18 protein-coding genes are annotated in these 21,528 nt (G+C 59.4%); 15 read left to right on the top strand and 3 right to left on the bottom strand.

Annotated elements, in window-relative coordinates:
- The first annotated feature begins 1 nt into the window (after position 1).
- On the top strand, positions 2 to 1,141 hold the full coding sequence (gene flhB / locus ACZ9BE_RS05185; RefSeq protein ID WP_016771065.1) for a flagellar biosynthesis protein FlhB: 1,140 nt from the start codon (positions 2 to 4) through the stop codon (positions 1,139 to 1,141).
- 667 nt (positions 1,142 to 1,808) lie between these two features.
- Here flhB and ACZ9BE_RS05190 read toward each other — a convergent pair.
- Together ACZ9BE_RS05190 and ACZ9BE_RS05195 are read right to left on the bottom strand one after the other, a co-directional pair.
- On the bottom strand, positions 1,809 to 4,118 hold the full coding sequence (locus ACZ9BE_RS05190) for an Ig-like domain-containing protein (RefSeq protein ID WP_476248987.1): 2,310 nt from the start codon (positions 4,116 to 4,118) through the stop codon (positions 1,809 to 1,811).
- 276 nt (positions 4,119 to 4,394) lie between these two features.
- Positions 4,395 to 4,754: a DUF6124 family protein gene (locus ACZ9BE_RS05195; protein WP_476248988.1), complete on the bottom strand. Its 360-nt coding sequence runs from the start codon at positions 4,752 to 4,754 to the stop codon at positions 4,395 to 4,397.
- A gap of 622 nt (positions 4,755 to 5,376) precedes the next feature.
- On the opposite strand from ACZ9BE_RS05195, the gene flhA reads away from it, so the two are divergent.
- From flhA to ACZ9BE_RS05265, 14 genes are all read left to right on the top strand, one after another.
- Entirely contained in the window at positions 5,377 to 7,506 is a 2,130-nt protein-coding gene (flhA, locus tag ACZ9BE_RS05200) for a flagellar biosynthesis protein FlhA (protein ID WP_016771062.1), read from the top strand.
- Positions 7,507 to 7,517: 11 nt separating this feature from the next.
- A complete protein-coding gene (gene flhF, locus ACZ9BE_RS05205; protein WP_024012117.1) occupies positions 7,518 to 8,858 on the top strand; it encodes a flagellar biosynthesis protein FlhF in 1,341 nt (446 codons plus the stop codon).
- Between the two features lie 116 nt (positions 8,859 to 8,974).
- A complete protein-coding gene (gene fleN, locus ACZ9BE_RS05210; RefSeq protein ID WP_016771060.1) occupies positions 8,975 to 9,805 on the top strand; it encodes a flagellar synthesis regulator FleN in 831 nt (276 codons plus the stop codon).
- Positions 9,802 to 10,542, top strand: a complete 741-nt coding sequence (fliA, locus tag ACZ9BE_RS05215; protein WP_016771059.1) for an RNA polymerase sigma factor FliA — start codon at positions 9,802 to 9,804, stop codon at positions 10,540 to 10,542. The genes fleN and fliA overlap by 4 nt, the downstream gene beginning before the upstream one ends.
- 167 nt (positions 10,543 to 10,709) lie before the next feature.
- Complete coding sequence (locus ACZ9BE_RS05220) at positions 10,710 to 11,081, top strand: chemotaxis response regulator CheY (protein ID WP_024012118.1); 372 nt, start codon at positions 10,710 to 10,712, stop codon at positions 11,079 to 11,081.
- Between the two features lie 18 nt (positions 11,082 to 11,099).
- Positions 11,100 to 11,888: a protein phosphatase CheZ gene (locus tag ACZ9BE_RS05225; protein WP_016771058.1), complete on the top strand. Its 789-nt coding sequence runs from the start codon at positions 11,100 to 11,102 to the stop codon at positions 11,886 to 11,888.
- 53 nt (positions 11,889 to 11,941) lie between these two features.
- Entirely contained in the window at positions 11,942 to 14,227 is a 2,286-nt protein-coding gene (locus tag ACZ9BE_RS05230) for a chemotaxis protein CheA (RefSeq protein ID WP_236169671.1), read from the top strand.
- Positions 14,228 to 14,276: 49 nt separating this feature from the next.
- Complete coding sequence (locus ACZ9BE_RS05235; protein WP_476248989.1) at positions 14,277 to 15,422, top strand: protein-glutamate methylesterase/protein-glutamine glutaminase; 1,146 nt, start codon at positions 14,277 to 14,279, stop codon at positions 15,420 to 15,422.
- A complete protein-coding gene (locus ACZ9BE_RS05240) occupies positions 15,422 to 16,162 on the top strand; it encodes a flagellar motor protein (protein WP_016771055.1) in 741 nt (246 codons plus the stop codon). The genes ACZ9BE_RS05235 and ACZ9BE_RS05240 overlap by 1 nt, the downstream gene beginning before the upstream one ends.
- A gap of 12 nt (positions 16,163 to 16,174) precedes the next feature.
- Positions 16,175 to 17,065, top strand: coding sequence for a flagellar motor protein MotD (gene motD, locus ACZ9BE_RS05245; RefSeq protein WP_016771054.1), 891 nt, complete (start codon positions 16,175 to 16,177; stop codon positions 17,063 to 17,065).
- Between the two features lie 43 nt (positions 17,066 to 17,108).
- A complete protein-coding gene (locus ACZ9BE_RS05250; protein ID WP_039763606.1) occupies positions 17,109 to 17,897 on the top strand; it encodes a ParA family protein in 789 nt (262 codons plus the stop codon).
- Between the two features lie 91 nt (positions 17,898 to 17,988).
- A complete protein-coding gene (locus ACZ9BE_RS05255) occupies positions 17,989 to 18,942 on the top strand; it encodes a CheW domain-containing protein (protein WP_476248990.1) in 954 nt (317 codons plus the stop codon).
- 90 nt (positions 18,943 to 19,032) lie between these two features.
- The gene (locus ACZ9BE_RS05260) at positions 19,033 to 19,518 is read left to right on the top strand and encodes a chemotaxis protein CheW (RefSeq protein WP_016771050.1); all 486 of its coding nucleotides are present in this window, start codon (positions 19,033 to 19,035) and stop codon (positions 19,516 to 19,518) included.
- 1 nt (position 19,519) lies between these two features.
- Entirely contained in the window at positions 19,520 to 19,915 is a 396-nt protein-coding gene (locus tag ACZ9BE_RS05265) for a DUF2802 domain-containing protein (protein WP_016771049.1), read from the top strand.
- A 142-nt stretch (positions 19,916 to 20,057) separates the two neighbouring features.
- On the opposite strand, the gene ACZ9BE_RS05270 is transcribed toward ACZ9BE_RS05265, so the two are convergent.
- Complete coding sequence (locus tag ACZ9BE_RS05270; protein ID WP_476248991.1) at positions 20,058 to 21,452, bottom strand: RCC1 domain-containing protein; 1,395 nt, start codon at positions 21,450 to 21,452, stop codon at positions 20,058 to 20,060.
- Positions 21,453 to 21,528: the final 76 nt, after the last annotated feature.

The following is a 21,528-nucleotide window of genomic DNA, read 5'->3' on the forward strand; positions in this document are numbered from 1 at the left end:
CATGGCAGAGAGCGAGAGCGGTCAGGACAAGACAGAAGACCCCACGGAGAAACGCAAAAAGGACTCCCGTGAGAAGGGTGAAATCGCCCGTTCCAAAGAGCTCAACACCCTGGCCGTGATGATGGCCGGCGCCTCTGCGCTGCTGATTTTCGGCGGCATGCTTGCGCAAGAAATGATGGATGTGATGCGCCTGAACTTCACCCTGTCCCGCGAAGTGGTCATGGATCAGGGCGCCATGGGCCGTTTTCTGTTGGAGTCAGGGTTGATCGCCTTGCTGGCGATTCAGCCGGTGATGATAACCCTGTTGCTCGCCGCCATCATCGGGCCAATCTCCCTGGGTGGCTGGCTGTTCGCGGCAAGTTCGCTGGCACCCAAATTCAGCCGGATGAACCCGGCCGCCGGCCTCAAACGGATGTTCTCGTTCAAGGCTGTGGTTGAACTGCTCAAGGCCCTGGCCAAGTTTCTGATTACCTTGGGGGTGGCGCTGTTGGTGTTGTCCGCCGACGTCGACGACTTGCTGCGCATCGCCCACGAACCACTGGATATGGCGATCATTCACAGCGTCTTGCTGGTGGGCTGGAGCACGCTGTGGCTGGCCTGCGGTCTGATCATCATCGCCGCCGTCGACGTGCCGGTGCAGATCTGGGAGAGCATGAAGAAGCTCAAGATGACCAAGCAGGAAGTGCGCGACGAACACAAGGACCAGGAAGGCCGCCCTGAGGTCAAGCAACGCATTCGCCAGACCCAGCGCGAAATGTCCCAGCGACGGATGATGGCGGCGATTCCCGAAGCCGACGTGGTCATCACCAACCCGACCCACTACGCGGTCGCGCTCAAGTACGACTCGGAGAAGGGCGGCGCACCGGTACTGCTGGCCAAGGGCAGCGATTTCATCGCCCTGAAAATCCGCGAAATTGCCGTGGCCAACAACGTCATGTTGCTCGAGTCGCCTGCGCTGGCGCGCTCGATCTATTACTCAACTGAGCTTGAGCAGGAAATTCCCGGTGGACTGTATCTGGCGGTGGCGCAGGTATTAGCCTACGTCTATCAGATTCGCCAACACCAGGCGGGCAAGGGCAAGCGGCCGGACCCGTTGAAGGATGATTTGCCGATTCCGCCGGATTTGCGTCGGGATTCCTGACGTTGCTGCGCAGCCTTTTGTCTGAGATTCCCCTTTACTGTCAACTCTGACAGGTGCAGTCGCCGTGATTTTGCAGTTTGATGCAAGATGCAGCTGCGTACTGGCGCGGTCAGGCGAGCGAGTGCAAGGGAGCACGACGATGAAAGGTATTTTCAGCAGCTACGATGAAAAAACCGGCAAAGGCACCATCACGCCGAAGCCGACGGGACGATGCCTTTCCTTTGCCGAAGCCACGAATTTTTTCTGACTGCCAAAGAGTACCGATTCAGCGTTCCATTGGCTGAGGCCTTGCAGGCGAAGATCAAAGTGGGCGGCGAAGTCGAGTTCGAATTGCCCAGGACCAAAAATGGGAAAGTGAAAATCCTTCGGTATTGACCGGCAGTTTGCCCTCATCGCCAAACACCTGAAAAGAAAACCGCCGTCCCGATGATGCGCAACGGCGGTTTTTTTGGGCGATTATTGCCTGTCAGTAGCCTTCGCGAGCAAACTTGATTCCACTTGTAATGCGATCAACCGTCGAAAGTGAGCCTGCTCGCTAAGGGGTCATCCCGGTCAGGAAAACAACCAAGTTCAAGCCCCGCTGTTCTAGATCACTGGTTAAATAAATCCGTTCCCTTTACTCCTGTCCCCTTTTCTCTCAATTCTGATGAGGCGAAGCGTCGACTCACTACCGCAAACACAAGACAGTGTGTCCAGGGCTAGAATGATAAGCATGCTCTCTCCACCCGTGTCCTTCGTTGTACAAACCCCAATACAAACTAACGTCTGAGCGAATTCCATAGGCAGCGGGCTGAGTCACAAAAAATTTAGTTCGGAACAAAACCAGGTCTGACGTTTTTACAGCACGGCCATTCGCATTGACCCACTGATCAATCTTTGAATCAGCTATAAGTGATGGTGAGACAATGCATTGTTCGACGTTGCTTACAGAAACAGAAATTGAGGCATGTTGGCCTGAGCTATCTCTTACATTGATGGTGGTGCTGCCATTACCTTCACTCCAGATTAACCCGACGTCATTGACGTTTGCGATTTTTGGATTATCCGATTGATAAGTAATTTGACCCACTCCTCCTGACGCTTGACGATTTGCTGAGGCTCCAGACGGATGAACACCCGTAAGGCGCCATCTATCGATGTACTGACCACTGGTATTCACGATTGACACTGTCCTGCCTGACAACTCTAAAGGTGAATCATCTATGATGAGTTTTGCACGTACCTTGAGGCCTACATTTAGACTAGGGAACAGAGTAGCGTCGTTTTTGTCCCCGTTGGTGCTGAATCCAACACTAATGTCCACGCGAAGAGATCCATCAACAAGGCGGTCTAGTTCCGAACGCAAAAGCGTTCTGCTCAATTTACCTGGCATTTCAATTTCAATTCCATTAGCCAACGAAATTTCGTAGTCCGATCCATCATCTTTTTTTCCTACGCAAAGCAGCCAGAACTTTTGTCCCTTTGCCATGGCTGTCCAGGTATCGACTGTCACAGTCGCATCGCCATCAAAAGTCGATAAATCAAGTACTTTTCCTTCGTCCGGCCCAATTGCTTGGAGAATTACGGGTGTCGGCAAACGCGGGTCTCCATCAGCGATTGTCATGACATCAAACCTGACTGTTGGTGATTCTCCAGCCGGAACTCCGGTACGAATCAAATCCCACCGCAACTCAATCGCCTTGCCATGCCAAGCCGCCAGAAACGCAGCGCTCAATGAAATCTCTGCAATCTCACCAACAAAATCCACCACCGGAAACGGCGGCGCACCGGCCGGCGCGTTCACCTGGACGAATTGAGCTTTATCGTCTTTCTCTGCTGCGAAGCCTGTTATCTGAAGCTTCACTCCATCCGGATTAGCCAAAACGTCAATCGGCACTGTGGGCGGGTTCAAGGTCGGGGGTGGCAGGTCAAGTTGCAGGCCAATGACGGTATACACCTGATCCGGAAACCGCGTGGCGCTAGCGAAGTCATTGCTCTTGTCCTCCGATACCCAGAATTCCAGTTTCAACAGCGATCCTTCTTTCAATTCTTTCAGAAAAGCTATGAGCAGCGGTTTATCCCAGAACCCCTGACTGACCCAGGTCGCATTCACCTTGTGGGTGTCACCATTCCAGAATTGCAGGACGTGCGCCGAGCCGTCGGGTTTCTGGCCGGTGAGCTTCAACCACACCTGCTGACCGACCTGGATTCCCGTCCAGTTGCGTGCTCGTAGCGTGGCGTCCTGGCCCCTCAGTGCGGCCACGTCGAGCATGCCGTCCACGGCCTCAGCGATTATCGGCGAGTTGTACACCTTCTGATTGGCGGTGATAGTGATCGGGGTCGTCGCCGACTCATTGTTGTTGGTCAATTGATCGCGCACCCTGGCGAAGACCGAATGGGTGCCGTCGCCTATCAACTGCAATTCGGCAGCCGTCAGGGTGTGGTTGATCGGGCTTGTGGGGTTGGCAAATGTGATGCTCCAGGTGCCTATGGTGAGCGTGACCGTGTCTTGAGGCCGTGAGTAACCGACGGTGATCGTGATGACTGCCGTCTGCCCCGGTGCGACGCTGGGTGGATGGCTGACGGTGACGGTAGGCGCCGGGTTGTTGTAGAGCAGCTTGAGTGTGGGTGAGTCAGCGTCGTTACCGCTGGCTCGGGTCACTCTGTAGTGGACATCGTTGACACCGTTTGTGAACCAGCTCGCCGGCACGCGCAAAAGAATGCGTTCCTGCTCCTCACCGGGATAGATGGTTTTGCTGATGCCGGTGTTGACTCCGTTGACAAAAATAGTCACGACGTCATAAGCCGCCATGACCCAGTTCCGCAAGCCGGTTATGGGGTCGATGACAAGTTCTACCCCAGATGGAGTGAATGCCGAGAGAGGAAGGCCACCATCGGCAGTACCTGGAGGCAGCACCGGTGTTATCCATTGCGGGGGGTACACGGGATACAAGGCCAGGGCAGCGTTGGCTTCGGTTGAATAGACTTGAACGCTCATTCTGTTCTCCAGGAACAATGGCAGGCAAGGTTCATCACAACGCAGAACGAGGCGCCCGTCACCTGTCAGATCTGACAGGTGGGGACGGTTTTCCGACCAATGGTATCGCTGAAGGGGTGGGCGCTCCTGCACCGCCGAGAGGCCTAGCTCGCGCAAGCTGCACTCGACAGGATCTTCAGCCGCTGCAAGATTTGCATCCAAGAAGATCAAAATGTGGGAGCGCGCTTGCTCGCCAAAAGGCCGGCTCTCTCACTCGAATCACTCAGCCGAACCGCATCATCCAGGCAACTCCAGATTATCCAGCACCCGATTTACCGCCAGTTCCCCGAGCATGATCAGTTGCGCAATCCCCATCAGCGTTCGGCGCTGCGATGGTTTGACCAGCCCGGCGAATTCCTGGGCGATGGTTTTGGCCGAGGCGAGGGTTTCGCAGGCGTTGGCCAGCAGGTCTTCGTTTTTCGTGTCGGCGGTGACGGCGTACATGGCGCGGGGGCTGAAGGGTGGTGGGGTCGAGCCGGGTGGGCAGAGGTAGTGGTCGAGGGCGCGGTCGGCGGCTTGGTGGAGTTTTTTTGAATCGAGGGATTCGTAGGGGGAGGTGGGGTCGGATTCGGGCGGGTTGGGTGTTGGTTTGACCATGGTGAAGCTCCTTTGAAATGGAGCCGCGACAACCTGTCGCTAAACAGGGAGGGTGGCGGCTGTACGCGGGTTAGCGAACCGGTCAAAGGCACCCGGCAGACCCGAAGGTCTCCCGCATACAGCCACCATGACGAAATCGCGAAAATACAGATCCGCAACGAAGCCTGGAACGCTGATGCACCTTTGACTTGAGTTCGAGTCGCTAAACCCGATCGCTGATTCGTCAGCGACCGGACCACGATAGAACTCGACCCCAAAGCGCACAAGCCGGCGGATTCTGGCTTGGCTGTAGGCAATGGCGCAAGGATTTGTAGCCTTGAGACCGTGTCTGCAGGTGTCTTTTAAACAGCTTCGTTTAAATCGACAAAATGCGCCGCATTCGATGGCCTCTTCGCGAGCAGGCTCGCTCCCACAGGGGCCGTATTCCAAATGTCCGATTGGGAATGCATGTCAAACTGTGGGAGCGAGCCTGCTCGCGAAGGGGCCAGCCCAATCAGCCGATAAATCCCAAGTAAAACCGCTCTATTTCATTCCCCGGCAAAAGTTGGAAAGCTTCTTGCAATAGCCGCCCTGCGCCCGTTCGGGGCGTCAAAAGTTTGCTTTAAAGGAACGGGGAAAACCGGTGGATCGCACTCAGTTATTCAATACAGCACGCACCAACGTTGCCGACCTCAGTCGAGGCAATCTGGGCGTGCCGTTGTTGCTGCTGGTCATGCTGGCGATGATGATGTTGCCGGTACCGCCGTTCCTGCTCGACGTCTTCTTTACCTTCAACATTGCCCTGTCGATCGTCGTCCTGCTGGTCTGCGTGTACGCGCTGCGGCCGCTGGATTTCGCCGTGTTCCCGACGATTCTGCTGGTGGCGACGTTGCTGCGACTGGCGCTGAACGTGGCCTCGACGCGAGTGGTCATGCTCCACGGTCAGGACGGCCACGCCGCTGCCGGTAAGGTGATTCAGGCCTTCGGTGAGGTGGTGATCGGCGGTAACTACGTGGTCGGTATCGTGGTCTTCGCTATCCTCATGATCATCAACTTCGTCGTGGTGACCAAGGGTGCCGGGCGGATTTCCGAGGTGAGCGCGCGCTTCACCCTCGATGCGATGCCCGGCAAACAAATGGCGATCGACGCCGACCTCAACGCCGGCCTGATCGACCAGAATCAAGCCAAGTCGCGCCGTCAGGAAGTCGCCCAGGAGGCGGAGTTCTACGGTTCGATGGACGGTGCCAGCAAGTTTGTCCGTGGTGACGCCATCGCCGGCCTGCTGATTCTGTTCATCAACCTCATCGGCGGCATGGCCGTGGGTATCTTCCAGCACGGCATGAGCTTCGGCGATGCGGGCAAGGTTTACGCCTTGCTGACTATCGGTGACGGTTTAGTGGCGCAATTGCCATCACTGTTGTTATCTACAGCAGCGGCGATCATGGTGACCCGTGCTTCCGGCTCGGAAGACATGGGCAAGCAGATCAACCGCCAGATGTTCGCCTCGCCGAAAGCGCTGGCCGTGGCCGCTGGTTTGATGGCGGTGATGGGTCTGGTTCCGGGCATGCCGCACTTCTCCTTCCTGAGCATGGCGGCGCTGGCTGCGGGCGGCGCGTACCTGTTCTGGAAGAAGCAGAACGTTGCCAAGGTTGTGGCGCTGGAAGAGGTCAAGCGTCAGCAGGAACTGCTGCCGTCGCCGGCCCGCGCCATGGAAACCAAAGAACTGGGCTGGGACGACGTGACGCCGATCGACATGATCGGCCTGGAAGTCGGCTATCGCCTGATTCCGCTGGTAGACCGCAATCAGGGTGGGCAATTGCTCGCGCGGATCAAGGGTGTGCGCAAGAAGCTCTCGCAGGATCTGGGCTTCCTGATGCCGACCGTGCACATCCGCGACAACCTCGATCTGGCGCCGAGCGCTTACCGCCTGACGCTGATGGGCGTGATTCTCGCCGAGGCCGAGATCTACCCGGACCGCGAACTGGCGATCAACCCCGGCCAGGTGTACGGCTCGCTCAACGGGATCAACGCCAAAGATCCGGCTTTCGGCCTGGAGGCGGTGTGGATCGAAATCAGCCAGCGCGCCCAGGCGCAATCGCTCGGCTACACCGTGGTTGACGCCAGCACCGTGGTCGCCACGCACTTGAACCAGATTCTGTACAAGCACTCCAGTGAGCTGATCGGCCACGAGGAAGTGCAGCAACTCATGCAATTGCTGGCCAAGAGCTCGCCGAAACTGGCGGAAGAGCTGGTGCCGGGCGTGGTTTCGCTGTCGCAGTTGCTCAAGGTCCTGCAAGCGCTGCTCGCCGAGCACGTGCCGGTGCGCGACATTCGCAGCATCGCCGAAGCGATCGCGAACAACGCTGCCAAGAGTCAAGATACCGCCGCGTTGGTCGCCGCTGTGCGGGTCGGCGTATCCCGTGCAATCGTCCAAAGCATTGTAGGCACTGAGTCCGAGCTGCCTGTAATCACATTGGAACCAAGGTTGGAACAGATATTGCTCAATAGTCTGCAGAAGGCAGGACAAGGCTCGGAAGAGGGCGTTCTGCTGGAGCCGAGCATGGCCGAGAAGCTGCAGCGTTCGTTGATCGAAGCGGCCCAGCGTCAGGAAATGCAAGGCCAACCGGTGATCCTGCTGGTAGCAGGCCCGATTCGCGCGATGCTCTCGCGTTTCGGCCGCCTCGCAGTGCCAGGGCTGCATGTACTGGCCTACCAGGAAGTACCGGACAACAAGCAAGTGACCATCGTTGCGACAGTAGGGCCCAACGGCTGAGGTAGTGGTTTATGCAAGTTAAGCGTTTTTTCGCCGCCGATATGCGTCAGGCCATGAAGCTGGTTCGCGATGAGCTGGGCGCTGATGCCGCCATCATCGGCAACCGCCGCATCGCCGGCGGCGTCGAGTTGACGGCGGCTCTGGATTACAAATTGTCGGCGCTGGCGCCACGGGTTCCAAACATGGAACTCGAAGACGAGCTGCGCAAGACCCAGTCGCGCATCGTCACCGCCCAGGCCGAGCTGAGCCTGCGTGGCGAAGCCGACGGCAACACCAATCAGCAGTTGTTCGCCGGGCTGCCGTTGACCGCAGGCCTGCCGCTGACTGCTGCCGAACCGCTGAGCGAGCCGACCTACGCCGCACCGACGCGCCCGGCCGCAGCGCCTGCGCAGGCCTCGGCGGGTGTCGATCCGCGTGCACTGGATTCGATGCGTTTTGAATTGAACAGCCTGCGCGAGCTGATGGAAGTGCAGCTCGGCACCCTGGCCTGGAATCAGCTGCAAGGCAGCCGTCCGGCCCAGGCCAATCTGTATCGCCGTCTGCAGCGCATCGGCCTGTCCGGCCCGCTGTCGCGCGATCTGTTGGCGATGATCACCGATATCGAAGAACCCCGTCAGGCCTGGCGCATGCTGCTGGCGCACCTGGCGCGGATGATTGCCGTACCGGAAGTCGAGCCGCTGGAAGAGGGCGGTGTGATTGCCATGGTCGGCCCCGCCGGCATGGGCAAGACCACCACGCTGGCCAAGCTCGCCGCGCGTTATGTGCTCAAGTACGGCGCGCAGAACGTTGCACTGGTAAGCATGGACAGCTTCCGCATCGGCGCGCAGGAACAATTGAAAACCCTCGGGCGCATCCTCAACGTGCCGGTAACGCACGTCGATCCGGGTCAGTCGCTGGTGCAGGCATTGGATCCACTGCTACGCAAACGCGTGGTTTTGATCGATACTGCCGGCCTGCAAGCCAGTGATCCGGCGTTGCGCATGCAGCTTGAGAGCCTGGCCGGGCGTGGCATTCGCTCAAAAAATTATCTGGTCCTGGCAACCACCAGCCAGAAACAGGTTCTAACCGCCGCTTATCACAGTTACAAGCGTTGCGGGCTGGCCGGCTGCATCCTGACTAAACTGGATGAAACGGCCAGTCTCGGCGAAGTGTTGAGCCTGGCGATCAGTCATGAATTGCCGGTCGCGTATCTGACCGATGGCCCACGGATTCCGGATGATCTGCATCTGCCGCGTCGTCATCAACTGGTCAGCCGCGCCGTCAGCGTGCAAATGCAGGAAGAACCCAGCGAAGAAGCCATGGCTGACATGTTCGCTGATATCTATCACAGCCCGACCAAGCAGGTTGGCTGAGGTAATCATGAACAGTTTTTGTACCTACATCGATGGTCTGCCACGCATTGTTCCGATCAGGAACGCGCAGCCAGTAATGTGGCCTCCGTCTATGCAAGACAAGGTAAAGAAATAACATGGGCAGCATGCATCCCGTACAGGTGATCGCGGTGACCGGCGGCAAAGGTGGCGTCGGCAAGACTAACGTGTCAGTGAACTTGTCGCTGGCGCTGGCAGAGCTTGGCCGTCGGGTCATGCTGCTGGACGCCGACCTGGGCCTGGCGAACGTCGACGTTCTGCTGGGGCTGACACCCAAGCGCACACTGGCCGACGTTATCGAAGGCCGTTGCGAACTGCGCGACGTGCTGTTGCAAGGCCCGGGCGGGATTCGCATCGTGCCGGCGGCCTCCGGCACGCAGAGCATGGTGCACTTGAGCCCGGCGCAACACGCCGGCCTGATCCAGGCGTTCAGCGACATCGGCGACAATCTCGACGTGCTGGTGATCGACACCGCTGCGGGTATTGGTGACTCGGTAGTCAGTTTCGTACGCGCCGCCCAGGAAGTGTTGCTGGTGGTCTGCGACGAGCCGACTTCGATCACCGATGCTTACGCGCTGATCAAGTTGCTCAACCGCGATTACGGCATGAACCGCTTCCGCGTGCTGGCCAACATGGCGCAGAGCCCGCAGGAAGGGCGCAACCTGTTCGCCAAGTTGACCAAGGTCACGGATCGCTTCCTCGACGTCGCCCTACAATACGTCGGCGCCGTGCCATACGACGAAAGCGTGCGCAAGGCAGTGCAGAAGCAGCGCGCCGTCTACGAAGCCTTTCCCCGTTCCAAGTGCGCACTGGCCTTCAAAGCCATCGCCCAGAAGGTCGATACCTGGCCGCTGCCCGCCAACCCGCGCGGGCATCTGGAATTTTTCGTCGAGCGTCTCGTGCAGCAAACCGCAGGGCCTGTGATATGACCGCCAGTGGCATGAATCTTTACAAAAAGTCGGCGCGTGACGCGCAATACGAATTGATCGAGCGTTACGCGCCACTGGTCAAGCGCATTGCCTATCACTTGCTGGCGCGCCTGCCGGCCAGCGTGCAGGTCGAAGACCTGATCCAGGCCGGGATGATCGGTTTGCTGGAAGTCTCGACCAAATACGACGCCAGCAAAGGCGCCAGTTTCGAAACGTACGCGGGCATTCGAATCCGCGGCGCGATGCTCGATGAAGTGCGCAAAGGGGATTGGGCACCACGCTCGGTTCACCGTAATACCAGGATGGTCAGCGACGCGATTCGCTCGATTGAAGCTAAAACCGGCCGTGACGCTAAAGATCACGAGGTTGCGGCCGAACTCCAATTGAGTCTCGACGATTACTACGGGATTCTGAATGACACCTTGGGCAGTCGCCTGTTCAGTTTCGACGACCTGTTGCAGGACGGCGAACACGAAGGGCTGCACGAGGATGGCGCGAGTGCTCATATGGAGCCGTCACGCGATCTGGAAGATGAACGCTTCCAGGCGGCGCTGGCGGACGCGATTGCCAATTTGCCGGAGCGTGAGCGACTGGTGTTGGCGCTGTACTACGACGAAGAGCTGAACCTCAAGGAAATCGGTGAAGTCCTTGGCGTCAGTGAATCGCGGGTCAGCCAGTTACACAGCCAGTGCGCGGCCCGTCTGCGGGGGCGTTTGGGGGAGTGGCGAGCGCGCTGAAGGCAGTGTGGGGACACTGCGAAACGAGGCTGGTGCGGTGATGAACGGCGCCGGTCTCGATCCGTTGTGCTCCAGACAAACTTTAAGTGCTGCGCCGATTGATTGAAGTGGCGCGTCCAGGTGCTGGGCGCGTTTAAGACTGCTTGGAGGTCGAATTGAACAAAGACATGAAAATCCTCATCGTTGATGACTTCTCAACGATGCGGCGGATCATCAAGAACCTGCTGCGCGATCTTGGGTTCACCAACACCGTCGAGGCCGACGATGGCACCACTGCCATTCCGGTGCTCAACAGCGGCAGCATCGACTTTCTGGTAACGGACTGGAACATGCCGGGCATGACCGGTATCGACCTGCTGCGTCACGTGCGCGCCGATGAAAAACTCAAGCACCTCCCGGTGTTGATGGTGACTGCTGAAGCCAAGCGCGAGCAGATCATCGAGGCCGCTCAGGCCGGTGTGAACGGTTACGTAGTCAAACCTTTCACGGCTCAAGCGTTGAAAGACAAAATCGAGAAGATTTTCGAACGCATCGGCTGATGAATGCGCGGGGGAGCTATGGAGCATAACGAATCATCACAGGGCGATTTCGAATCGACCCTGAAAAAACACGCGGTCGAACTGGTCGAGAGCCTTGAAAAAGGCAAGTTCGGCGACGCGGTGCAACTGATCCATGAGCTCAATCAGACCCGTGACCGCGGCCTGTATCAGGAAGTGGGCAAGCTCACACGTGAACTGCACAGTGCGATCGTCAATTTCCAGATCGATCCGCACATGCCGCAGGCCGAGGAAGTGTCGCAAATCACCGACGCCACCGAACGCCTGGGCTATGTGGTCAAGCTGACGGAAGCCGCGGCCAACCGCACCATGGATCTGGTGGAAAGCGCCACCCCGGTGGTCAACAGTCTGGCTGATGAAGCGCAGACGTTGAGCGCCGATTGGGGCCGCTTCATGCGTCGCGAGGTCGGGGCTGAAGAGTTCCGTGAACTGGCGCGCCGGGTCGACGGTTTTCTGTCACGCAGCAGCACGGACAACCGTGCGGTGTCGAGCAACCTCAACGACATCCTGCTGGCTCAGGATTACCAGGACCTCACAGGTCAAGTGATCAAGCGTGTGACCCAACTGGTCACCGAAGTCGAAAGCAATCTGCTCAAACTCGTGCTCATGGCCAGTCAGGTCGACCGCTTTGCGGGCATCGAACATGACCGCGCCGCAATGCTTGCTGAAAAAGATCCACAAAAACATCTCTCGCAGGGTGAAGGTCCGCAGATTCATGCCGATAAACGAGAAGACGTTGTGTCCGGTCAGGACGATGTGGACGATTTGTTATCCAGCCTTGGATTCTAGAGTTTCGGAATTCGGGTTTTTTGGGTTTTTAGACCTGTAGGAGCACCCCATTAATGAGCTTCGGCGCCGATGAAGAGATCCTTCAGGATTTCCTGGTTGAGGCCGGCGAGATTCTTGAGCAACTGTCCGAACAACTGGTCGAGCTGGAAAGCCGCCCGGATGATGCAGATCTGCTCAATGCAATTTTTCGCGGTTTCCACACTGTAAAAGGGGGCGCCGGCTTCCTTCAGCTCAATGAGCTGGTGGAGTGCTGTCACATCGCCGAAAACGTTTTCGACATCCTGCGCAAGGGTGAGCGTCGCGTTGATGCAGAACTTATGGACGTTGTGCTCGAAGCACTGGACGCGGTGAACAGCATGTTCAGTGAAGTCCGTGAGCGTGCACCGATCACCGCTGCCACGCCGGAACTGTTGGCCGCGCTGGCGCGTCTGGCCGAACCGCAATCGGCGGATGAAGCCCCGGCTTCGCCGGTTGCCGAGATGATCGAAGAACTGGTCGTTGAAAGCGACTCCTCGGACGACATCACCGATAACGAATTCGAACAACTGCTGGACTCGCTGAATGCCGTCAAGGCCCAGGCTGAGGCTCCGGCCGCTGCTGTGGCGCCCGCGCCGGTTGCCGACACGGCGGCCAGCGATGAAATCACCGACGCCGAATTTGAATCGCTGCTCGATCAGCTGCACGGCAAGGGCCAGTTTGCTGTCGATGCGGTCGCTCCGGCGGCACCAGCAGCGCCGGCTGCTCCGGCCGCGCCTGCTGCGGGTGACAGCTCGGACATCACCGACGACGAATTCGAAGCCTTGCTCGATCAGTTGCACGGCAAGGGCAACTTCGCCGTTGACGCGCTGGAATCGGCCATCGCTTCGGCCCCGTCAGCACCTGCTGCACCGGCAGCCGCTGCGGCCGGCAGTGACCTGATCAGCGATCACGAATTCGAATCGCTGCTCGACGAACTGCACGGCAAAGGCAAGTTTGACGCCAGCGCTGCGACTGCCGGCTCCGTGTCGAGCGTCGCCACGCCAGCGGCGAAAGCTCCGGCTGCCGCTGCTGCGCCGAAGCCTGCCGCCAAGCCTGAACCGAAAGCCGAGGCGCCGAAACCGGCCGCCGCTGCTGCACCGGCTCCGGCCCGCGCGCCAGCTGCTGCCCCGGCAGAAAAGCCGGCCAGCGAAGCGGAAACCACCGTGCGCGTCGACACCGCGCGGCTCGACGAGATCATGAACATGGTCGGTGAGCTGGTGCTGGTGCGTAACCGTCTGGTGCGTCTGGGCCTCAACAGCGGCGACGAAGCCATGTCCAAGGCTGTGTCGAACCTCGACGTGGTCACCGCTGACCTGCAGACCGCCGTGATGAAAACGCGGATGCAGCCGATCAAGAAGGTCTTCGGGCGCTTCCCGCGTCTGGTTCGCGACCTCGCACGTCAGCTCAAGAAAGAGATCAACCTGGAACTGGTGGGCGAAGAAACCGACCTCGACAAAAACCTTGTCGAGGCTCTGGCCGACCCGCTGGTCCACTTGGTGCGCAACGCTGTCGACCACGGCATCGAGTCGCCGGAAGAACGCGAAGCATCGGGCAAGGCCCGTGGCGGTCGCGTGGTGCTGGCGGCCGAGCAGGAAGGCGACCATATCCTGCTGTCGATCTCCGACGACGGCAAAGGCATGGACCCGAACGTCCTGCGTTCGATCGCGGTAAAACGCGGTGTGATGGACAAGGACGCCGCCGATCGCCTGAGCGATACCGAATGCTACAACCTGATTTTCGCCCCGGGTTTCTCGACCAAGACCGAGATCTCCGACGTGTCCGGCCGTGGTGTCGGCATGGACGTGGTGAAGACCAAGATTTCCCAGCTCAACGGTTCGATCAACATCTACTCGACCAAGGGCCAGGGTTCGAAGATCGTCATCAAGGTGCCGCTGACCCTGGCGATCATGCCGACGCTGATGGTCATGCTCGGCAATCAGGCGTTCGCGTTCCCGCTGGTCAACGTCAACGAAATCTTCCACCTCGACCTGTCGACCACCAACGTCGTCGACGGTCAGGAAGTGGTGATCGTGCGCGACAAGGCGCTGCCATTGTTCTACCTCAAGCGCTGGCTGGTGAGCTCCGCCGCTCACGAAGAGCAGCGCGAAGGCCATGTGGTGATTCTTTCGGTGGGCACTCAGCGCATCGGCTTCGTCGTCGATCAACTGGTCGGCCAGGAAGAAGTGGTCATCAAGCCACTGGGCAAAATGCTCCAGGGAACTCCGGGCATGTCCGGCGCTACCATCACCGGTGACGGCCGCATTGCGCTGATTCTCGATGTTCCAAGCATGCTCAAGCGTTACGCCACAAAGCGTATTTGAATCCGGGGCGGCGGCGCGATGACGCGCCGCTGCACCTAATGGAGTGTTTATGGCAGTCAAAGTCCTGGTGGTGGACGATTCGGGTTTTTTCCGCCGCCGCGTCTCGGAAATTCTTTCGGCGGATCCGAGCATCCAGGTGGTCGGCACGGCCACCAACGGTAAAGAGGCGATCGATCAGGCCATGGCCCTCAAGCCTGACGTGATCACCATGGACTACGAGATGCCGATGATGGACGGCATCACGGCAGTGCGGCACATCATGCAGCGCTGCCCGACCCCGGTGTTGATGTTCTCCTCGCTTACGCATGAAGGCGCGCGGGTAACCCTCGATGCGCTGGACGCCGGCGCGGTGGATTTCCTGCCGAAGAATTTCGAAGACATCTCGCGCAACCCCGAAAAGGTCAAGCAGTTGCTGTGTGAGAAAGTCCACAGCATCTCGCGCAGTAACCGTCGTTTCAGTGCCTACAGCGCGCCGGCTGCCGCCGCTGCGCCAGCGCCGACGCCTGCTCCGGCAGCGTCGAGCTACGGCAGCCACACGAGCCACAGCAGCCCTGTCCCGGCACGTCCGGCACCTGCGCCTGCGCCTGCCCGTGCATCCGCTGCCAGCGCTTCGTCGCCGGCTCCGAAACGCAAAGCCTACAAACTGGTTGCCATCGGCACCTCGACGGGTGGCCCGGTCGCGCTGCAACGCGTACTGACGCAGTTGCCGGCGAACTTCCCGGCGCCGATCGTGCTGATCCAGCACATGCCGGCGGCGTTCACCAAGGCGTTTGCCGAGCGTCTCGACAAGCTCTGCCGCATCAGCGTCAAGGAAGCCGAGGATGGCGACATCCTGCGTCCGGGCCTGGCGCTGCTGGCGCCGGGTGGCAAGCAGATGATGATCGACGGCCGTGGCGCGGTGAAGATTTTGCCGGGTGACGAACGTCTGAATTACAAGCCGTGCGTGGACATTACCTTCGGTTCTGCAGCCAAGTCTTACGGCGACAAAGTTCTGGCAGTGGTGCTGACCGGCATGGGCGCCGACGGCCGCGAAGGCGCGCGTCTGCTCAAGCAGGGCGGCAGTTCGGTGTGGGCGCAGGACGAAGCTAGCTGCGTGATCTACGGCATGCCGATGGCCATCGTCAAAGCCGATCTTGCTGACGCGGTGTATGGTCTGGACGACATCGGCAAGCACATCGTCGAGGCGTGTATCTGATGGATGTTCTCAGCCTAATCGGCCTCATCATGGCGTTCGTCGCCATCATCGGCGGCAACTACCTTGAAGGCGGTCACCTCGGCGCGCTGGCCAACGGCCCGGCAGCGCTGATCGTGCTGGGCGGCACGGTCGGTGCTGCGCTGCTGCAATCGCCGATGAGTGCGTTCAAGCGCGCCATGCAGATTCTCGGCTGGATCTTCTTTCCGCCGCGTGTCGACCTGGCCGGCGGCATCGACCGCGTGGTCAATTGGAGCCTGACGGCGCGCAAGGAAGGCTTGCTTGGCCTCGAAGGCGTGGCCGACGCCGAACCTGACAGCTATTCGCGCAAGGGTCTGCAACTGCTGGTCGACGGCGCCGAGCCGGAAGCCATTCGCAGCATTCTCGAAGTGGATTTCTACACTCAGGAATCCCGCGATATCGAAGCGGCCAAGGTGTTCGAAAGCATGGGCGGCTACGCGCCGACCATCGGCATCATCGGTGCGGTGATGGGCCTGATTCACGTGATGGGCAACCTCGCTGATCCGTCGCAACTGGGTAACGGCATTGCCGTGGCGTTCGTCGCGACCATCTATGGCGTGGCCAGTGCCAACCTGATCCTCTTGCCGGTCGCGGCCAAGCTCAAGTCCATCGCGTTGCGGCAGTCGCGTTATCGCGAAATGTTGCTGGAAGGAATTCTGTCGATCGCCGAAGGTGAAAACCCTCGTTCCATTGAGTTGAAGCTGCAAGGCTTCATGGACTAAGGGAATAACCTCATGGCTCGTCGTCGCCACCAGGAAGAACACGTCAATCACGAGCGCTGGCTCGTGTCTTACGCGGATTTCATCACTTTGCTGTTCGCGTTTTTCGTGGTGATGTACTCGATCTCGTCGATCAACGAAGGCAAATACAAAGTCATTTCCGAAGCGCTGATCGGCGTGTTTACCGACTCCGATCGCTCGCTCAAGCCGATTCCGATCGGCGACGAACGACCGAAAACCGTGACCCCGGCCAAGCCGCTGGTCAAGGATGCCGAACAGGTCGACGCCGGTATTTCCGGGGCCAGCGATCCACTGAAAAGCATCGCCGATGACATCAGTGCCGCCTTCGGTGATTTGATCAGCTCCAACCAGATGACCGTGCGCGGCAACGAGTTGTGGGTCGAGATCGAGCTCAATTCCAGCCTGTTGTTTGGCAGCGGCGACGCCATGCCGAGCGACATCGCGTTCAACATCATCGACAAGGTCGCGGCGATCCTCAAACCGTTCGATAACCCGATCCACGTCGAAGGCTTCACCGACGATCAACCGATCCGCACCGCGCAGTACCCGACCAACTGGGAACTGTCCTCGGCGCGCTCGGCGAGCATCGTGCGGATGCTCGCCATGCAGGGCGTAAACCCTGGGCGACTGGCGTCGGTGGGCTACGGCGAATTCCAGCCGGTGGCCAACAACGCCACGGTCGAAGGCCGGGCGAAGAACCGTCGCGTGGTGCTGGTGGTGTCGCGCAATCTTGATGTGCGCCGCAGCCTGACGGGCACCGGAACCGCCAATGCGCAACCGGACGCGGCGTTGAAGCGCGCTGGCACACAAACTGCACCGACCCCGGTCAAGACGCCGGGACGCGAGAGTGCCGTCAATTCTCCGTCGCCCGCATTAACACGCTGAAGCATGTCTCGGCCAATCAACCTGGCCGGGAGGAACGAACTGAATGAGAGTCTGGGCAGTCGCCAATCAAAAGGGTGGTGTCGGTAAAACCACATCCTCCATCGCTTTAGCCGGATTGCTGGCCGAGGCGGGCAAGCGCGTGGTTGTGGTCGATCTGGACCCGCACGGCTCGATGACCAGCTATTTCGGCTATGACCCCGACAGCCTGGAACACAGCAACTACGATCTGTTTCTGCACAAGGGCAGCGTGCCGCAAGGCCTGCCGGGGCAGTTGCTGTTGTCGACCAGCGACGAGCGCATTTCCCTGCTGCCATCGAGCACTGCACTGGCCACCCTTGAGCGGCAGTCGCCGGGGCAGAGTGGCTTGGGCCTGGTGATCGCCAAGAGTCTGGCGCAATTGTGGCAGGACTTCGATTACGCGATCATCGACAGCCCGCCGTTGCTCGGTGTGCTGATGGTCAACGCCCTCGCGGCGAGCCAGCAACTGGTGATCCCGGTGCAGACCGAGCACTTGGCCGTGAAAGGTCTGGAGCGCATGGTCAACACCCTGGCGATGATCAATCGTTCGCGCAAACAACCGTTGCCGTTCAGCATCGTGCCGACTTTGTTCGACCGCCGCACGCAGGCGTCGATGGGCACCTTGCGTGTGCTGCGTGACAAATTTCCCGAAGACATCTGGCACGGCTACATCCCGGTCGATACCCGTCTGCGCGACGCCAGCCGGGCGGGCGTCACGCCTTCGCAATTCGACGGCAAGAGCCGTGGCGTGCTGGCCTACCGCGCACTGCTCAAGCACCTGCTCGCGCAGCAACTTGTTCCGCAGGTGGCCTGAGCATGATCTTTATTCGCTTGCCCGAACCCTGTGGGAGCGAGCCTGCTCGCGAAGCAGACGACGCGGTTTCCCTGCCTGGCGTTGATCACCGATGAACCGCCCAGTGAAACTCACGTCACGTCCGCAACAGGCCTTGCAGTCCTATCTGGAAGACCTGTTGCTCGACCTGCCAGAGGACTTGCCTGCGCCGGTCGAAGCGCCGCCGCCAGTCGTCGAACAGGCGCAGCCTGAAGTGGTGGAAAGCACCGAGGCCATGGACGAGTTCCAGGCAGCGGTGCTGGAGGAGCAGGCCCGCGACGCGCAGAAATCCGTCGCTCCGATTACCGCGCCCGCTGCTGCCCCCGTGGCCAAGGCGCCAGTCGCGCTGATCGACGAACCGCGCGCGCCGCTGTCGACCTTGGCGCCGCTGCTGCAAACACAATTATTGACCGTGCCGGAACCCGAGCCGGAGCCAGAACCCGCGCCGCAGATTGCGGAGCCGAAGGTGCTGGTCCCGCCGCTGGTCGAAGTGCATCTGCCACCGAACAACCCGCCGCCACCGGTCGAACCCGATGGCCGTCCGGCCTGGGCTGCCGATGCTTTCGAATGCTTGCTGTTCGACGTTGCCGGGCTGACCCTGGCGGTGCCGCTGGTGTGCCTCGGCTCGATCTATTCGCTGGCCGGCCACGAGCTGACGCCGCTGTTTGGTCAGCCGGAGTGGTTCCTCGGCATTCTGCCGAGCCAGGCTGGCAACCTGAAAGTTCTGGACACCGCGCGGTGGGTCATGCCGGACCGTTACCGCGATGACTTCCGGCAGGGCCTGCAATACGTGATTTCGGTACAAGGTTACGAGTGGGGGCTGGCGGTGCATCAGGTCAGCCGCTCGTTGCGCCTGGACCCGAATGAAATCAAATGGAGAAGTCACCGGGGTCAGCGGCCATGGCTCGCCGGCACCGTGATCGAGCACATGTGTGCATTGCTTGACGTATCCGCACTGGCCGAGTTGATCGCCAGCGGCGGGGCAAAGCACTTGAGTGGCAACAAGCCGCTACATAAACCGACATAGCAGCCGACATAACAATCAGGCGATGGCATTTTCCAATGCCACCACACAGAACACACACCGCCCGGGGCGGTTTTTTCGAGGGGTCAGGGTATGAGTAGTCAGGCGTCGAATGCAAAAGGTTCTGAAGATCCGATCCTGCAATGGGTGACCTTCAAACTGGATAACGAAACCTACGGCATCAACGTGATGCGCGTGCAGGAAGTGCTGCGCTACACCGAGATCGCGCCGGTACCGGGTGCGCCAAGCTACGTGCTGGGCATCATCAACCTGCGCGGTAACGTGGTCACCGTGATCGACACCCGTCAGCGCTTCGGCCTGCACAGCGGCGAGATCAGCGACAACACCCGTATCGTCATCATCGAAGCCGACAAGCAAGTCGTTGGCATCATGGTCGACAGCGTGGCCGAAGTGGTTTACCTGCGTCAGTCGGAAATCGAAACCGCGCCGAACGTCGGTAACGAAGAATCGGCCAAGTTCATTCAGGGCGTGTGCAACAAGAACAACGAACTGCTGATTCTGGTCGAGCTGGACAAGATGATGAGCGAAGAAGAATGGTCGGAACTGGAGAGCATCTGATTTGATTCTCGAGGTTGCGGTAATTGTTCTGTTCCTGTTCTGGGCCGGCACGCTGGCGATGTTCGTCTCGTACATCAAGGCGCAGCGAGTGATCGCTGCACAGCAGGCCCAGGGTGATGCGCTGCGTGATCAGCGCATCAAGGAACTGGCCAAACGCGTCGACGATTACCAGAACGGCAACGTGCGCATGGGCGAGGCCCTGCACGAGTTGCGCGCGGTGGTAAGCCCGTTGCCGGACAAGATCGTTGCACTGGAACAACGCGACCCGTCGAGCCTGTCATTCGCCCAAGCGGCGAAACTGGTGGGCATGGGCGCCAGCGTCGATGAACTGACTCAGTCGTGCGGCTTGACCCAGGCTGAGGCGGAGTTGATGCGCAAGTTGCACAAGGGCAGCTAGGGGCTTCAAGCTTCAAGCGGCAAGCAAGATCAAAAGATCGCATCGGAGGCAGCGCCTGCATAAATCTCGTGTAAGCGGTGTCGAAGGCTGCGATCTTTTTTCTCGATTGCATCGCAGGCATAGCGATCCGCAGTTGTCCGGATCAGCTCGCCGGAGTTTTTGTGTAACTGATCAGTTGATACAGGGCTTTCTGCTCACCGTTACCGCCGAAGTCGGCGTTGCCCCAAGCCACTACCCGACGATCTGCCCTGAGTGCCACGAAGGTATCGCCTCCTCCGTACACAGCACGAACGTCAGTGAGCAAATGGGCAACTGCGCTGGTATCGCCGCCGCCGTTCTCTCTTCCCCACGCAACTGCCACGCCGTTGCTGCGCAATGCTACGACCGCGTCTTGGTTGGCATTAATGGCGACAATGTCTCTCAACTGGCGAATGTCTGGCGGAATGTTAACGATATCGCTGGGGAGGGTAGCCCAAGCGTGCACTGAGCCATCCCCGCACAGCACGACAAATCCGGATCCGGAGCCTATGACGTGGACGATGTCGTTGCGACTGGCAATCTCTTCTGGCATGGCCGGCATATGTCCCCATACGACCAGTGCGCCATTGCTTCTGCGTGCTGCAAAGGCTGAGCTGTTACTGGCCAGGTCGACGATATCTCTAAGCGCTGCGATGTCCGACGGCACTTGGCCTCCAAGCGATTCATGCCCCCATGCGCGCACTTGGCCATTGTCGCTCAGCACTGCGAAAGCATGAGTCGAGCAAGCCAGTCTGGTTATGTCGGTGAGCAACGCGATACCGTCCGGCAACTGCGCTGAATGGTCATGATAGCCCCAACAGACGACGTTGCCAGTGCTGCGCAGCGCGGCGAAACCATACTGGCCACCCGACGCTTGCATGATATCGGTCAAATCGGCGATTTCGGGCGGAAGTGCGCCTCCCATCTCGGGCATGCCCCATGCGACAAGCTTGCGCGATTCAAGAAGGGCTACGAAAACATAAGTGCTTCCCGACACCGCGACAACCGTATTCAGCTGTGCGATATCTTCGGGGACGGTCCCGCTGGGCTGAAGTCCCCAAGCGAGGACATTGCCTTGCGCGCGCCGAATCGCAAAGGCTCTCATCCCCGCCGACAACTCTACGACGTCGTGCGCTTCTCTTACCGGTTCCGGCAAAGTGCCGCCGCCATCGACGTGACCCCATGCATGGACTGCCCGGCTGTCCAAAACAGCGCACAGGGCGAATGATGTACCGATAATGTTTGACGGGTTCAGGGTTATCCGTTTCTTGCCCGACCAGACGACCAGTTCCTCATAAGGCCGGACATCGAAAAATTCGCTACCAGTGGCTGGCTGCTTGTCTCCAACATACTGCCACGTGACGTTCAACGGTTTGAGCGTTGAGGCGTCCAGCGCTACAAGTCGCCAGCTGCGCGTGTAGAAGTTGCCAAGACCACCCCGATTGCCGCGTGCGCCCATGACCAGCAGTCCGCCTTCAGCGTTTATCTTCAGGGGCAATTCATCTTTCTCGTTTGGCATGGAATCAATCCCTCAAGATTGTGGACCTGCGGGCAACCTGGTCAGGTCTGGTCCGTAATCAAGCGCTGCGGGATCG

Source organism: Pseudomonas sp. TE9122 (assembly GCF_056278925.1).

Bases quoted from the DNA above. Each gene is read 5' to 3' on its own strand.
- motD (WP_016771054.1), top strand. From the start codon at position 16,175: ATGGCTCGTCGTCGCCACCAGGAAGAACACGTCAATCACGAGCGCTGG.
- ACZ9BE_RS05255 (WP_476248990.1), top strand. From the start codon at position 17,989: ATGAACCGCCCAGTGAAACTCACGTCACGTCCGCAACAGGCCTTGCAG.
- ACZ9BE_RS05250 (WP_039763606.1), top strand. From the start codon at position 17,109: ATGAGAGTCTGGGCAGTCGCCAATCAAAAGGGTGGTGTCGGTAAAACC.
- flhF (WP_024012117.1), top strand. From the start codon at position 7,518: ATGCAAGTTAAGCGTTTTTTCGCCGCCGATATGCGTCAGGCCATGAAG.
- ACZ9BE_RS05225 (WP_016771058.1), top strand. From the start codon at position 11,100: ATGGAGCATAACGAATCATCACAGGGCGATTTCGAATCGACCCTGAAA.
- fliA (WP_016771059.1), top strand. From the start codon at position 9,802: ATGACCGCCAGTGGCATGAATCTTTACAAAAAGTCGGCGCGTGACGCG.
- ACZ9BE_RS05260 (WP_016771050.1), top strand. From the start codon at position 19,033: ATGAGTAGTCAGGCGTCGAATGCAAAAGGTTCTGAAGATCCGATCCTG.
- ACZ9BE_RS05190 (WP_476248987.1), bottom strand. From the start codon at position 4,118: ATGAGCGTTCAAGTCTATTCAACCGAAGCCAACGCTGCCCTGGCCTTG.
- ACZ9BE_RS05220 (WP_024012118.1), top strand. From the start codon at position 10,710: ATGAAAATCCTCATCGTTGATGACTTCTCAACGATGCGGCGGATCATC.
- fleN (WP_016771060.1), top strand. From the start codon at position 8,975: ATGGGCAGCATGCATCCCGTACAGGTGATCGCGGTGACCGGCGGCAAA.
- ACZ9BE_RS05235 (WP_476248989.1), top strand. From the start codon at position 14,277: ATGGCAGTCAAAGTCCTGGTGGTGGACGATTCGGGTTTTTTCCGCCGC.
- ACZ9BE_RS05240 (WP_016771055.1), top strand. From the start codon at position 15,422: ATGGATGTTCTCAGCCTAATCGGCCTCATCATGGCGTTCGTCGCCATC.
- ACZ9BE_RS05230 (WP_236169671.1), top strand. From the start codon at position 11,942: ATGAGCTTCGGCGCCGATGAAGAGATCCTTCAGGATTTCCTGGTTGAG.
- ACZ9BE_RS05270 (WP_476248991.1), bottom strand. From the start codon at position 21,452: ATGCCAAACGAGAAAGATGAATTGCCCCTGAAGATAAACGCTGAAGGC.
- ACZ9BE_RS05195 (WP_476248988.1), bottom strand. From the start codon at position 4,754: ATGGTCAAACCAACACCCAACCCGCCCGAATCCGACCCCACCTCCCCC.
- flhB (WP_016771065.1), top strand. From the start codon at position 2: ATGGCAGAGAGCGAGAGCGGTCAGGACAAGACAGAAGACCCCACGGAG.